This window comes from Mesorhizobium shangrilense, assembly GCF_028826155.1.
GTDB classification, from domain to species: domain Bacteria; phylum Pseudomonadota; class Alphaproteobacteria; order Rhizobiales; family Rhizobiaceae; genus Arvimicrobium; species Arvimicrobium flavum.
Genome location: NZ_JAQGPN010000001.1, coordinates 2603427 through 2616455 on the forward strand (window position 1 = coordinate 2603427; position 13029 = coordinate 2616455).

General features: G+C 65.9%; 12 protein-coding genes. 7 read left to right on the forward strand and 5 right to left on the reverse strand.

Annotated features, from left to right (window positions below; all coding sequences use genetic code 11):
* Positions 1 to 185 precede the first annotated feature (185 nt).
* Positions 186 to 1763 (reverse strand): trimethylamine methyltransferase family protein, encoded by a 1578-nt coding sequence (locus tag PD284_RS12545; RefSeq protein ID WP_274628527.1) that lies wholly within the window; start codon positions 1761 to 1763, stop codon positions 186 to 188.
* A gap of 223 nt (positions 1764 to 1986) precedes the next feature.
* Here PD284_RS12545 and PD284_RS12550 point away from each other — a divergent pair, with 223 nt between their 5' ends.
* The 5 genes from PD284_RS12550 (at position 1987) to PD284_RS12570 (ending at position 7830) form a co-directional block, all read left to right on the forward strand.
* Complete coding sequence (locus tag PD284_RS12550) at positions 1987 to 4059, forward strand: prolyl oligopeptidase family serine peptidase (protein WP_274628528.1); 2073 nt, start codon at positions 1987 to 1989, stop codon at positions 4057 to 4059.
* Between the two features lie 72 nt (positions 4060 to 4131).
* The gene (locus tag PD284_RS12555; RefSeq protein WP_274628529.1) at positions 4132 to 5316 is read left to right on the forward strand and encodes an MFS transporter; all 1185 of its coding nucleotides are present in this window, start codon (positions 4132 to 4134) and stop codon (positions 5314 to 5316) included.
* A gap of 245 nt (positions 5317 to 5561) precedes the next feature.
* On the forward strand, positions 5562 to 6941 hold the full coding sequence (locus tag PD284_RS12560; RefSeq protein ID WP_274628530.1) for an aspartate aminotransferase family protein: 1380 nt from the start codon (positions 5562 to 5564) through the stop codon (positions 6939 to 6941).
* A 48-nt stretch (positions 6942 to 6989) separates the two neighbouring features.
* Positions 6990 to 7400 (forward strand): carboxymuconolactone decarboxylase family protein, encoded by a 411-nt coding sequence (locus PD284_RS12565; protein WP_274628531.1) that lies wholly within the window; start codon positions 6990 to 6992, stop codon positions 7398 to 7400.
* Positions 7401 to 7470: 70 nt separating this feature from the next.
* Entirely contained in the window at positions 7471 to 7830 is a 360-nt protein-coding gene (locus PD284_RS12570; protein WP_274628532.1) for a hypothetical protein, read from the forward strand.
* Between the two features lie 268 nt (positions 7831 to 8098).
* Here PD284_RS12570 and mmsB read toward each other — a convergent pair whose 3' ends face one another.
* Complete coding sequence (mmsB, locus tag PD284_RS12575) at positions 8099 to 8983, reverse strand: 3-hydroxyisobutyrate dehydrogenase (protein ID WP_274628533.1); 885 nt, start codon at positions 8981 to 8983, stop codon at positions 8099 to 8101.
* Between the two features lie 158 nt (positions 8984 to 9141).
* The gene (locus PD284_RS12580; protein WP_274628534.1) at positions 9142 to 10317 is read right to left on the reverse strand and encodes an isobutyryl-CoA dehydrogenase; all 1176 of its coding nucleotides are present in this window, start codon (positions 10315 to 10317) and stop codon (positions 9142 to 9144) included.
* A 122-nt stretch (positions 10318 to 10439) separates the two neighbouring features.
* Between PD284_RS12580 and PD284_RS12585 the strand changes: the two genes are divergently transcribed.
* Entirely contained in the window at positions 10440 to 11039 is a 600-nt protein-coding gene (locus tag PD284_RS12585) for a dimethylsulfonioproprionate lyase family protein (RefSeq protein ID WP_274628535.1), read from the forward strand.
* On the opposite strand, the gene PD284_RS12590 is transcribed toward PD284_RS12585, so the two are convergent.
* Both PD284_RS12590 and PD284_RS12595 read right to left on the reverse strand, forming a co-directional pair.
* On the reverse strand, positions 11040 to 11465 hold the full coding sequence (locus tag PD284_RS12590) for a VOC family protein (RefSeq protein WP_274628536.1): 426 nt from the start codon (positions 11463 to 11465) through the stop codon (positions 11040 to 11042).
* 70 nt (positions 11466 to 11535) lie between these two features.
* On the reverse strand, positions 11536 to 12348 hold the full coding sequence (locus PD284_RS12595) for a helix-turn-helix domain-containing protein (RefSeq protein WP_274628537.1): 813 nt from the start codon (positions 12346 to 12348) through the stop codon (positions 11536 to 11538).
* Between the two features lie 225 nt (positions 12349 to 12573).
* Here PD284_RS12595 and PD284_RS12600 point away from each other — a divergent pair, with 225 nt between their 5' ends.
* Positions 12574 to 13005, forward strand: coding sequence for a tellurite resistance TerB family protein (locus tag PD284_RS12600; protein ID WP_274628538.1), 432 nt, complete (start codon positions 12574 to 12576; stop codon positions 13003 to 13005).
* Positions 13006 to 13029: the final 24 nt, after the last annotated feature.

Consider the following 13029-nt stretch of genomic DNA (forward strand, 5'->3'; position numbering starts at 1 on the left):
GTTTGCATGTGATTTGCCCCCCTCTCCGTCGCCGCTTCGCGGCGACACCTCTCCCCCCGTTCCGGGTGGAGAGGACGGGTGCCCGACCTGGCTCCCGTCCTCTCCCTCACGAAGTGGGGGAGAGGTGTCGTCGCGAAGCGGCGACGGAGAGGGGGACTTTTTCAACTATCTGCCCTCGCCAAAACTCAAAAATCCGTCGGCGCGCCGCCTTCGGCGATGCGCTTTTCGACGAAGGCGTCGAGCTCTTCGCGGATGGCGGGGTCCATCGACGGTTCCTCGTAGGTGGCGAGGCGTTCCTTCCACACCCGGTTGGCGCGCTCGACCGCCGTCGGCGAGCCGGCCTCGGCCCAGGTCTCGTAGTTGCGCCAGTCCGAGATGATGGGGGCATAGAAGGCGGTCTTGTAGCGCGACTGGGTGTGCGGCGTGCCGAAGAAGTGGCCGCCCGGGCCGACGTCGCGGATGGCGTCCACCGCCAGCGCGTCCTCCGACAGGTCGAGCGGCGTCAGGAACTCCGCGACCATCTGGAGCAGGTCGATGTCGAGGATCGTCTTCTCGAAAGAGGCGCGCAGCCCGCCTTCGAGCCAGCCGGCGGCATGGAGGATGACGTTAGCGCCTCCCTGGATCGCGCCCCAGAGCGAGAACACGCTTTCATAGGCCGATTGCGCGTCGACTGCGTTGGCGGCGCAGGTGTTCGAGGAGCGGTAGGGGATCTTGTAGCGGCGCGCGAGCTGGCCGCCGACCAGTTGCGCCTTCATGTATTCCGGCGTGCCGAAGGCGGGTGCGCCCGATTTCATGTCGACGTTGGAGGTGAAGCCGCCATAGCCGACCGGCGCGCCCTTCCTCACCATCTGGGTGAAGGCAATGCCGGCCAGGGCCTCGGCGTTCTGCTGCACCAGCGCGCCGGCGATGGTGACCGGCGCCATGGCGCCCGACAGGGTGAAGGGCGTGACGATGATGACCTGGCCGCGCGACGACATCTGGATGATCCCTTCCATCATCGGCACGTCGAGCTTCAGCGGCGAATTGGTGTTGATGATCGAATAGACCGACGGCTCCTTCAGCATCTGCTCGTGGCTGATGCCGCGGGCGATGCGCGTGATCTCGATGCCGTCGACATTGCGCTCCTTGCCCAGCGAATAGATGTGGAACGCCTTGTCGGTCAGCGTCGCGAGATCGCGGATGCATTCGAGGTGGCGCACCGATGGGTGGATGTCGACGGGCTCGACCGGGTAGCCGCCCGTCATGTGGATGACGTTGTGCATCTGCGCCAGCCGCACGAGATTGCGGAAATCCTTCTGGTTGCCGGGCCTGCGGCCACCGTCGACGTCTGAGGAATTGGGCGCCGAGGCAACCTGCACGATGACGACGTTGTCGCCGCCGATGCGCACGTCATGCGCCGGGTTCCGGGCGTGCAGCGTGAACTCCGACGGAGCATGCGACACCATCTCCAGAAGCATGTCGGAATCGAAGTGCACCCGCTCGGAGCCGCTGCGAACGTCGGCGCCGTGATCCTTCATGATCTGGCGTGCACCCTCGTGGAGGACGTCGAGACCGATCTCCTTCAGAACCCGCAGCGACGCGAGATGGATCGATTCGAGCTCGTCGTCGGAGATCAGCTTCGTCGGAGGGAAGGGAATCCTGAGCTGGCGGAACGGTGGCTGCTCGAAGGCCGCCGAGCCGCCGACGCGCTTTCCGGCGCGGCCGCCACGGCGCGTGCGCTCGGGGAGAACGGCCGTTTCGGCCGGTTGAAGCGCTGCATTCATGACGGGTTCCTCGTAGCGCAAAGACGGGATTCGAGCCGGCATAATGGCGCGGGGCATGTCGAGCCAATGCGGGGCCGGCGACCAGAAGCGACAGGGAAGCGACATGCCGCGACGGCCGCCGGCGTTGGCGGCGACCGGCTCTGTCATGGGGAGCCCGTGCGTATTGAATTGGCGGCATGGCGTCTCGATGTTAGGTGCCGATACGCGCAGGACTGGAGACGAGATGACAAGCACTGGAGCGAAGCCGCTGGCGATGCAGGACATTCCCGAGGACGAGTTCCTCTGGCTCGAGGATAGGAAGAGCGATGAGGCCTTGGCGTGGGTCCGCAGCCAGAATGCGGCGACGCTCGGCGAGCTGCGCTCCGACCCGCGCTACACGTCCCATTTCGAGACAGCGCTGGAGCTGATGACGGCCGAAGACAACATCGCGGTCGGCTATGCGCTGCGTGGGCGCGTCTACAATTTCTGGCAGGACAAGGCGAACCCGCTCGGGGTTTGGCGTCGCACCACCGTGGAATCCTACAAGACCGAGAAGCCGGACTGGGAAGCGATCATCGATTTTGACCGACTGGCGGCCGAGGAAGGCGTCAAGTGGGTTTTCAGCGGGGCAGCAAGGCTCCATCCGGATTTTTCGCGCTGTCTGCTCCGCCTTTCGCCTGACGGCGGCGACGCCTCCGAGATTCGCGAGTTCGACATCGAAACGAAAAGCTTTGTCGAAGGGGGCTTTCGTGCGCCGGCGTCGAAGTCGGGGGCGACCTGGCTCGATGCAGACACGGTGCTGCTCTCGGCGGCGTTCGATGAGGCCGACAAGACGTCGTCCGGCTATCCGCGGGTTGTAAAGATCTGGAAGCGCGGCACGCCCGTCGGAGCCGCAACCCCGATCTTCGAGGCGGAGAAGGCGGACCTTGCCGCCGGCGCATCGGTCGATTTCGACGGCGACAGGAAGCATGTGTTCCTGAGCCGCACCATCGACTTCTTCCGCTCCCACAATTTCGTTCGCCTACCGTCCGGTGAGATCCGGCAAGTCCCGATGCCCGACGACCTCGCCAGCCTGTCGCTTTTCAAGGGGCAGGCGGTGTTCGGCGTGCGCACCCCGTGGACCGCCCCGGACGGTACGGCCTGTGTGCCGGATGCGCTCTATTCCTTCGACTTCGACCGCTGGCTGGAGACGGGCGTGCTCGGTCCGGTCGAAACGCTGCTTGCGGCGCAGCACAGGGTTTCCATCGGCGGCGTGGCCGACACGTCAGAAAAACTGTTCATCAGCGTCATGGACAATGTGCGCGGCAAGGTGCTGGCCTGCCAGCGCCGCGACGGGCGCTGGGTGCTGGAGACCTTGGCGCTTCCGACGAACGGCAATGTCGGCATCAGCCATGCCGACCAGTTCGGCGCGACGGTGTCGTTCTCCTTCACCGATTTCCTGACGCCGAGCTCCATCATCTGGTCCGACGACCACGGTGCATCGCTGGCGACCGTGAAGGCGCAGCCGTCGCGCTTTGATGCCTCGGGGCTCATCTCAGAGCAGTTCGAGGCGCGCTCCAGCGACGGGACGATGATCCCGTACTTCGTGGTGCGGCCCGCAGGACAGTCCCGGCCGCTGCCGAGCCTGCTCTATGGCTATGGCGGCTTCCAGGTGCCGCTGCTGCCCGGCTATGCCGGCGTGCGCGGCCGGCTGTGGCTGGAGAGGGGCAATGTCTACGTGCAGGCCAACATTCGCGGCGGCGGCGAGTTCGGTCCGGCGTGGCACGAGGCCGCGCTGAAGGGCAACCGGCAGAAGGCGTTCGACGATTTCGCGGCCGTCGCCGAGGATCTCGTCCGGCGCGGCATCACCACGGCGGCGCAGCTCGGCATCCAGGGCGGATCGAACGGCGGGCTGCTGACCGGCGCCTCGCTGACACAGCGGCCCGAGCTGTTCGGTGCGGTCATCATCGAGGTGCCACTGCTGGACATGCTGCGTTACACCGAGTTGCCGCCGGGCGCGTCGTGGATCGCCGAATACGGCGACCCCGCGATACCGGATGAGGCGGCGGCGATTGCCGCCTACTCGCCCTACCAGCATATCGATGCCGAGGCCGACTATCCGCCGGTGCTGCTGACCACCTCGACGGCGGACGACCGCGTGCATCCCGGCCATGCGCGAAAAATGGCCGCACGCATGCAGGCGGCAGGCCACGGAAAGACGCTCTATTTCGAGGAGACGGAAGGCGGCCATGGCGGGCGAGGGGACCGGCGACCGCAGGCGGAGCAGACTGCGATGAAGTACGTCTTCCTGGAGCGGGCACTGGGCGGCGCCGGCTGAGGGCCGGCACCGCCAATGATTGATCCGGCCTGCACCATTGCTTTCAGAATCGCGCGCTGATCGGTTCCGGGCATGGGTGCGATAGAACGGACGGCAGATCAGGCACGGATGAACTCGTGGGCGGCGATGGCTGGCATCATCGCCACGGTCAGCGTCTTCGCCGTCTCGCAAGGGCTTTCCTATCCGCTGCTCAGCTTCATCCTCCTGCGCGAGGGCGTTTCGCCGGCCTTGATCGGCGCTTCGGCGGCAATGACGCCGCTCGGCTTCATCGTGTCCTCGCCGATCATCCCGTGGTTGACGCGGCGCTTCGACGCCGGCCGGCTGGCGATCGCCTGCGCGTGCCTCGCCGCCGTCGCGCTTGCCCTCATCGGCTGGACGCAGGACGTGTGGCTCTGGTTCCCGCTGCGCTTCCTGCTCGGCTTCGTCGCCAACCCGCTCTATGTGGTCAGCGAGACCTGGCTCATCGCCATTGCGCCGGCGCGCAGGCGCGGCCGGATCATGGGCATCTATACTTCGATCGTATCGGGAGGCTTCGCCGTCGGACCGCTGACCCTGACGATGGTGGGCACCGAAGGCTGGCCGCCGTTCCTGATCGGCATTTCGGCATTCGTCCTGTGCGGCCTCATCCTGGTGGCGGTTCTGCCGCGCCTGCCGGCAATGTCGAATGAGGAACATCCCACCTCGGTCGCCGGTTTTGCCAGGCTGGCGCCGCTGCTGGTGCTGGCGGTGTTTGTCGCCGCCGCCTTCGAGCAGGCGCTGCTGGCGCTGTTCTCCGTGTATGGAGAGGGCCATGGCAGCCCGGAGCAGAGGATCGCCGCGCTGCTGACGGTGTTCATCGCCGGCAACATCGCCCTGCAGGTGCCGCTCGGGGCGCTGGCGGAGCGTATCGGCGCGCTGCGCACCATGCTCATCTGCGCGGTGACCGCATTGGCCGGATGCGCGGTGCTCCCGGCACTGTTCACGACGCTGCTGGTCTGGCCGGTCGCGTTCATCTGGGGAGCGGCCGCCTTCGGCATCTACACCATGGCGCTGGTCTCGCTGGGCGAGCGCTTCTCTGGATCTATCCTGATCACGGGCAATGCGGCCTTCGCGCTGTTCTGGGGACTGGGCGGCATTGCCGGCCCTCCGCTGACCGGCGCAATGATGAATGTCTTCGGTGTGCAGGGATTGCCGGTGGCCAACGGCTTGCTGTGCGTGGCGCTGATAGGCGCGCTTCTACTGCGCTTCCGGCAGGCGGACACGAAGATCGTCCGGTGATTGCCGGCCGGTTGGCTTGCCGGGCTCGGCTCGTCTAGCCTCGACTTGCTGATTGCGCGTCGCTGGGGCTAAAGTGAGCCATGATCTCACGAAGATCACTATCCATCGCCGTCACGCCATCGCCCCGCACCCTTCATGCGGAGATGCTGAGGCTTTGCGCGCGCATCGGCTACTCGCCGCCGTCCCACCCCTGAATTCGCCCCGGCAGATGCTGTCGGATTGTTTCAAGGAACGGGACCAACTCCATGACTTACCAAAATTATTCGCTGGAGCAGCTTCAGAAGATCGACGCCGCGCACCACCTGCATCCCTTCACCGACCACAAGGAATTGCGTGGGCTCGGCAGCCGCATGATCGCCCGCGCAAAGGGGCCGTTCATCTACGACTCCGAGGGCAAGGAAATCCTCGATGCCATGGCCGGCCTGTGGTGCGTGAACGTCGGCTACGGCCGCGACGAGCTTGCAGAGGTGGCGTACGAGCAGATGAAGCAGCTGCCCTTCTACAACTCCTTCTTCAAGTGCACGACGCCGCCGGCGACGCTGCTCGCCAAGAAGATCGCCGAGATCGCGCCGGCCAACATCAACCAGGTGTTCTTCGGCTCGTCCGGATCAGAATCGAACGACACCGCGCTGCGGCTGGTGCGCCACTACTGGTCGCTCGAAGGCAAGCCGCAGAAAAACCGCATCATCTCCCGCAACATGGCCTATCACGGCTCGACGGTTGCCGGCACGTCGCTCGGCGGCATGGAGCATATGCACGGGCAGCTCGGCGGGGCGGTGCCGAACATCGTGCACGTGATGATGCCCTATGCATTCGAGCTGGCGCTGCCCGGCGAGAGCGACCAGGATTTCGGCATCCGCGCGGCGAGGGCGGTGGAGGACGCGATCCTCGAGGCCGGTCCCGACAATGTCGCGGCCTTCATCGGCGAGCCGATCCAGGGGGCGGGCGGCGTGAAGATTCCGCCGGCGAGCTACTGGCCCGAGATCCAGCGTATCTGCCGCAAGTACGACGTGCTCCTGATGCTCGACGAGGTGATCACCGGCTATGGGCGCACAGGAGAGTGGTTCGCGGCACAGTCGATGGGGATCGAGGCCGACACCATCACGACCGCTAAGGCGCTGACCTCGGGTTATCAGCCGCTGTCGGCGTTGCTGGTTGGCGACCGCATCGCCGCGACGCTGGTCGAGAAGGGCGGCGAGTTCTACCACGGCTACACGTACTCCGGGCACCCCGTCGCCTGCGCGGTGGCGCTCAGGAACCTCGAGATCATCGAGCGGGAAGGCATGATCGAGCGGGTGCGGAGCGACACCGGCCCCTATTTCGGCGAACAGCTCCAGAAGCGCGTCGCCGGCCATCCGCTGGTCGGCGAGGTCCGCACCTTCGGCCTTCTCGGCGCCATCGAGATCGTCAGTGACAGGGCGACGCGCGCTCGCTTCGAGCCGTCCGGCAGCGCAGCAGTGGTCGTGCGCGACCATGCCATCGCCAACGGACTCATGATGCGCGCGACCGGCGACACCATGATCCTCTCGCCGCCGTTGATCTGGACGCGGGAGACGATCGATCTCGCCTGCGACCGCATCGCCAGGGCGCTCGACCTTGCCGCGGCCGATCTCGGGCGCAAGTAACAGGTTTCATGCGGGCGCTGCAGCGCCCGCCGTTTCGGAGGGAATGCCATGAGCGGAAAGCCGATCCTTCCGTTGATCGAGTACGATGCGGCGAGTGCGGAAGTTCGCGCCGTCTACGACGACATCATGGCGACCCGGAAGAGCGACTGGGTCAACAATTTCTGGAAGGTGCTGGCTCACGACCCGGCCCACCTGAAACGGACCTGGGAATCGCTGAAGGAGATCATGGGACCGGGAGCGCTCGACCCGTTGACCAAGGAACTCATCTACATCGCCGTTTCGGCGACCAACGGGTGCGAATACTGCACCTATTCCCATACGGCCTCCGCGCGAGCGAAGGGAATGACCGACACGCAACTCACGGAGTTGCTGGCGGTCGTGGGCAAGGCAAATGAAACCAACCGGCTGGCCAATGCATTGAGACCGCCGGTCGATGCGCAGTTCCAGCCGCCTGACTGAGGCGGGGAGTTCGGGAGGAGCCGAATTCGATCAACCGGCGCCGAGGCGGCGCTTCGCAGAGGTGACTCCCATGAAGTACCGAAAAAGCAATGCACGGCGTCGGCACGCGGCGACAGGGGCCGACCTCATGCTCGCGCCGGCGGTCATGGCGGTGCGGCTGCCGATCCTCGCTGCGGAAGCGACCGCGACAAACCCTTTCAGGACGGAGACGACGCGCGCCGTGGCGGAAAAGCTGGGTGCAGCCGCCGAGGGCCTCGCCGCCGCGCAGTTCACGCTGTTGAAATCGGCCTGGACGTTCTGGCCCGAAGTGCTGTCAGGCCGTGTTCCGGCTCTGGTGGACGGCAGCGCGATGCGGCAGGCGGCGGAGGCCGCGCTGAAGCCCGCAGGCCGTCGCGTCAAAGCCAACTACCGGCGATTTTCCAGAAGCTGATGGGCGTGCGAAACGGCAAAGGCCGCGTCTCTTCCGAGGCGCGGGCTTTGCCATCTAAAACGCATGGCCTTTCGCGACGACAGACACTGCGAAAGTCACGGCTCCGGTACGCGAGACCTGATCCGGAGCGTTGGGCGGTTGCGATCACCGCCTCGCACTCCGTTCTAAAGAGACATCGTTACCGGGCGGTTATCGAGACATTAAGCAAAGGTGAATCTCAGCTTTTTTTAGGCGAGATCGAGAGAAAAACTGTAGAAATGCGAGCAGCTTATGCGACATCGCCGCGCAGGAAGCGGATAATGCCTGAGAAGTCTGCGCCGCCATTGCCCTGTGCGCTGAATAGACCGTAGAGCTGCGTCGCCTCGGCGCCCAGCGGCGTCACTGCGCCGGCGGCTTGCGCAGCCTCCTGCGAGAGCTTCAGATCCTTCAGCATCAGTGCTGCCGCAAAGCCCGGCTGGTAGTCGCGGTTCGCAGGCGAGGTGGGCACCGGACCGGGGACGGGGCAATAGGTGGTGAGCGACCAGCATTGACCCGACGACGTCGATGCGACGTCGAAGAGCGCCTGGTGGGACAGGCCGAGCTTCTCGGCCAGCACGAAGGCCTCTGAAACGCCGATCATCGAAATGCCGAGGATCATGTTGTTGCAGATCTTCGCCGCCTGGCCGGCGCCGCCGTCTCCGCAATGCACGATCTTGCCCGCCATCGGCTTCAGGATCGGCTCGGCCTTGGCGAAGGCCTCGTTGGAGCCGCCGGCCATGAAGGTGAGGGTGCCGGCCGCCGCGCCGCCGGTTCCGCCTGAAACGGGTGCATCGACCGACAGCAGGCCGTGGCTGGCCGCAATCGCGTGGGCCTTGCGCGCGGACTCGACGTCGATGGTCGAGGAATCGATGAAGAGCGCGCCCTTGGCGGCCTTCGGCGCGATGTCCTCATAGACGGACAGCACATGCTTGCCGGCGGGCAGCATGGTGATGACCACGTCGGCGCCCTTGGCAGCGGCGGCTGCGCTCTCCACCGCCGCCACGCCATGCTCGCGGGCCACCGCGAGATTTTCCGCCACCAGGTCGAAGCCCTGAACGGTGTGCCCGGCCTTCACCAGGTTGGCCGCCATCGGGTTGCCCATGTTGCCGAGGCCGATGAAGGCGATGGTGGTCATGAGGGAGCTCCTTGGGAGTTAGGGGAATAGGGGAGTAGGGGAGTAGGGGAGTAAGGCAGTAGGGGAGTAAGGCAGTGAAGCAGTAGTGAGAGCGCGGCATGTTGGGAGCGGGCTCATCTTCTGTCCTTGTTCCCCTACTGCCTTACTCCCCTATTCCCCTACTGCCTTACCAGATGCCTCGCGATGATGACCCGCATGATCTCGTTGGTGCCTTCGAGGATCTGGTGGACGCGCAGGTCGCGCACCAGCTTCTCGATGCCATAGTCGTGCAGGTAGCCGTAGCCGCCGTGGATCTGCAGGGCGTCGTTGGCGATCGCGGAGCAGGTGTCGGTGACGAAGCGCTTGGCCATGGCAGACCACTTCGAGGCGTCGTGCGTCTTGCGGTCAAGCTTCGAGGCGGCGGCGTAGAGCAGCATGCGCGAGGCCTGGAGGTCGGTCTCCATGTCGGCCAGCTTGAACTGCAGCGCCTGGAACTGGTCGATCGTCTTGCCGAACGCCTTGCGCTCTCCGGCATAGGCGAGCGCCTTGTCGAAGGCCGACTGTGCCCCGCCAAGCGAGCAGGCGGCAATGTTGAGGCGGCCACCGTCGAGGCCCGCCATGGCGATCTTGAAGCCGACGCCTTCGCCGCCCAGCAGGTTTTCCGCCGGGACCTTGCAGTCCTCGAAGATAACCTGGCGGGTCGGCTGCATGTGCCAGCCCATCTTGGTCTCGTTGGCGCCGAAGGAAAGGCCTGGCGCATCCTTGGGGATGACGAGGGTGGATATGCCCTTGGGCCCGTCGTCGCCGGTGCGCACCATGGCGACATAGACGTCGCTCTCGCCGGCGCCCGAGATGAACTGCTTGGCGCCGTTGAGGACGTAGTCGCTGCCGTTGCCGCCGGAGCGCGTCGCGCGCGTCTTCAGGGCGGCCGCGTCCGACCCGGAGCCGGGCTCGGTCAGGCAGTAGCTCGCCAGCCACTCCATCGAGGTGAGCCTGGGCAGGAAACGCTGGCGCTGCTCCTCGTTGCCGAAGGTGTCGATCATCCACGCACCCATGTTGTGGATGGAGATGAAGGACGAGAAACCCGGGCAGGCCCTGGACAGGGCCTCGAAGATCAGGACCGCATCGAGGCGGCCGAGAGCCGAGCCGCCGACATCGTCGCGCACGTAGATGCCGCCAAAGCCCAGAGGGCCCGTCTCGCGGATCACGTCCGAAGGAAAGTGCTTTGCCTTGTCCCACTCCAGCGCGTGCGGCGCGACGCGCTCCGCCGCGAAGGCGTGTGCCATCTCCTGGATGGCGCGTTGGTCCTCGGTGAGTTCGAACTGACCGGCGGTTGTGTCGATCGCGACGTCCATGATGGCCTCCCAACCGGTCTTCCTGATACGCTGCCGACAATCTAGATCAATGAGCGCCGCAGGCAAACCCGGAGCCAGGCAGAGCAGAGCGGTTGTGCAGAAATCGACATACGAGGCTCGTTGTGACGACTCCGCTTGATGAACTGCTTGGTGCGTTCCTGGACCATGTGGCGACGTTCGGGGAGCCTGTGGCCTCGTTCGCCGCCATGATCGACAGGAGCATGCCCGTCCGCCGGCTCGAGGCAAGGACGCTGCCGGTTGTGGAGATCCTGCCGCGCTGCGTCGCCGCGGCGTCTCCGGCCGCTCGAAAACTGGCCGACCTGCTCGTGGCAAGCGAGCATCTGCTGCAGTGGGGCCAGACCTACACCGCGCAGGATTTTGGGCCGGCGTTCATGCAGAATTATGGCTGGGTCGAACTGTGCGGCACCCGCGGGCGTTTCGCCAGCGACAGCGTCGCGGGAGGGTTTCTGCTGCTCGGCCCGCACACGACCTACCCCGACCATCACCACACGGCCGAGGAGGTCTACCTTCCCCTGACCGGCGGGACGGAATGGAGAAAAGGCCGGGGCGGTTTCCAGCCAGCCGGCGCCGGCGAGGTCATCCACCATCCCTCGAATGTCAGCCACGCAATGCGCACGGGGAGCGAGCCGCTGCTCGCCATCTATCTCTGGCGAGGCGGCCCGCTTGCGCAGAAGTCGGCGATCGGCGTCGCCGAAGGGTGATCACATCGCGGGTTCGTCAGCCTTCGGCCAGTAGGTTCCGAAGGCCCAGACATGGCCTTCCGGGTCGGTGCAGATGAACTCGCGGCTGCCGTAGTCGCGGTTGGTGAGTTCGTCCACGATCCTGGCGCCCGCCGCCTTCGCGGTCGCGTAGACGGCGTCGGCATCGGGGACGGCAATGTAAACCGACTTGCCGGCATTGTCCCGGCCGGGACCCCCGACGATGCGCCCGTAGTCGTCGTCCTTCACCGAGCCGGCCATGACGATGGACGAGCCCAGCGTCAGCTCCGCATGTGCGACCTTGTCGCCATCCATGTACTTGGCGCGGACTGAGAAGCCGAAAGCGTCTCCCAGCCAGTCGATCATCTTGGGGGCGTCGCGATAGCGGAAGCAGGGGAAGACGCTGGGGGCTTCCTTGGCAGTACGCATGGGGCAATCTCCTCTCTTGGAAGCGATGGCCGAGTTTCGTCCGTTGCAGCCGCGCGGTCTTGAAGAAATGTTACGCGGCCGCTCGCCACGCCGCGGGCGGCTGCCCGGCGAGTTCTGCGAACTCGCGTGTGAGATGCGCCTGGTCCGCATAGCCGCATGCTGCCGCGATGTCGGCCCAGTCGGGCCGCGGGCTGCCTCGCGCCATCTCGGTCGCGGCATTGAAGCGGATGATGCGGGCGACGGCCTTGGGCGGCAGGCCGAAATCCCGGCGAAACCGCTCGACCAGTCTGCGCCGGCTCCATTCGAGGCGGCCGGACAGCGCGCCGATGCGAACCGTGCCGTGCGTATCGAGCAGTCGCCGGTACGCCCAGCCGAGCGCGGGGTCGGCCAGGGCTCCGCGCATCAGCCTGGCGCGCACAAAATCCTCGACGAGGTCGAGGCGGCTCTCCCAGGAGTTCCGCTCCTCGATCTGGCTGGACAGGCGGTCGATCTCCGGATCGCAGAGGTCTGCGAGCGGCACCATCCGGTCGGCGAGTTCGGTCATCGGCATGCCGAAGAAGCGGCGGCCGCCCAGCGGCGTGAAGTTGACCTGGATGCAGTGCGCGTCGCCGTCCGAATCCATCATCACGGGTCCGAGGAAGAGCCCGGCGGCGAAGCTTGTGTAGCGGTCGTGGGCGGACGGCTGCCGGCCGAGCCCGATCCGGAACGGGGTACCAAAATTGATGATCAGGGGCACGGTGAGCGAAGCCGTCTCGACGGCGCCGGCGAGCGGCGTTCCGCGCTCGGCGTAGCCGTAGAGCCCGGTCACCAGCCCGGCCAGGTCCGGCGGCGTCGGCCGGTGCCAGAAGCGGGGTTCTCCCTCGACGGGTGTCTTTGCAGCCATCGTACCTCCCGTTGCCGATCATATGCGTTCGCAGCGGCTGGCGATAGACGGCGGCGCGCGGCGCCGAGAGGCTTGGCCGAGATCCGCCCCGCGGCATGCATGGCGGAAGCATGTTTCCCGCCGGCAACGGTCGCGCAGCAATCCTTGGGATTGGTCGGATGCAGCATTGCGCGCGGCGCAAAAGGCGCTACCAATCTGGCTGAAAATAGAAGGAGTGCAGTCCTGATGGCTGGCGGTTTGGTTGCGAAGATCCGGTCCCTGATGGATGGCGACTCCGGCGTGCGCAAGGTGGCCGACGATCCGATCCTCACGGCCGAACTGTTGCTCCTTTTCCGCATGATCCTTGCAGACGGCGAGATCGATGAGAAGGAGATGGCCGCGTTCCGCCGCATCTGCCACGAAGGCTTCGGAATCGGCCCTGAAAGCGTCGATGCCGTTGTCGAGTACCTGAACGATTTTGGCTACGAGACCAGTGGCGGCCAGGCGCTCGCCATGTTCCGCGGCCTGCGGCTGGAGCGGCGCCAGGCGCTTGCAAGCCACATGGCCGACATCGCCAAGGCGGATCGGAACCTCGCGTCGCAGGAGATCAAGCTGCTCCGGCGCGTCCTCGACATACTGGGCCTGGATCCGGTCGACGTGATCAAGGGCGGCAAGTAACGCCGCCGCGAGCCGCGCCGCCGA

Excerpts from the sequence above, each read along its gene's own strand:
- PD284_RS12590 (WP_274628536.1), bottom strand. The coding sequence starts at position 11,465 with ATGCGTACTGCCAAGGAAGCCCCCAGCGTCTTCCCCTGCTTCCGCTAT.
- PD284_RS12580 (WP_274628534.1), bottom strand. The coding sequence starts at position 10,317 with ATGGACGTCGCGATCGACACAACCGCCGGTCAGTTCGAACTCACCGAG.
- mmsB (WP_274628533.1), bottom strand. The coding sequence starts at position 8,983 with ATGACCACCATCGCCTTCATCGGCCTCGGCAACATGGGCAACCCGATG.
- PD284_RS12550 (WP_274628528.1), top strand. The coding sequence starts at position 1,987 with ATGACAAGCACTGGAGCGAAGCCGCTGGCGATGCAGGACATTCCCGAG.
- PD284_RS12545 (WP_274628527.1), bottom strand. The coding sequence starts at position 1,763 with ATGAATGCAGCGCTTCAACCGGCCGAAACGGCCGTTCTCCCCGAGCGC.
- PD284_RS12600 (WP_274628538.1), top strand. The coding sequence starts at position 12,574 with ATGGCTGGCGGTTTGGTTGCGAAGATCCGGTCCCTGATGGATGGCGAC.
- PD284_RS12570 (WP_274628532.1), top strand. The coding sequence starts at position 7,471 with ATGAAGTACCGAAAAAGCAATGCACGGCGTCGGCACGCGGCGACAGGG.
- PD284_RS12555 (WP_274628529.1), top strand. The coding sequence starts at position 4,132 with ATGGGTGCGATAGAACGGACGGCAGATCAGGCACGGATGAACTCGTGG.
- PD284_RS12560 (WP_274628530.1), top strand. The coding sequence starts at position 5,562 with ATGACTTACCAAAATTATTCGCTGGAGCAGCTTCAGAAGATCGACGCC.
- PD284_RS12595 (WP_274628537.1), bottom strand. The coding sequence starts at position 12,348 with ATGGCTGCAAAGACACCCGTCGAGGGAGAACCCCGCTTCTGGCACCGG.
- PD284_RS12565 (WP_274628531.1), top strand. The coding sequence starts at position 6,990 with ATGAGCGGAAAGCCGATCCTTCCGTTGATCGAGTACGATGCGGCGAGT.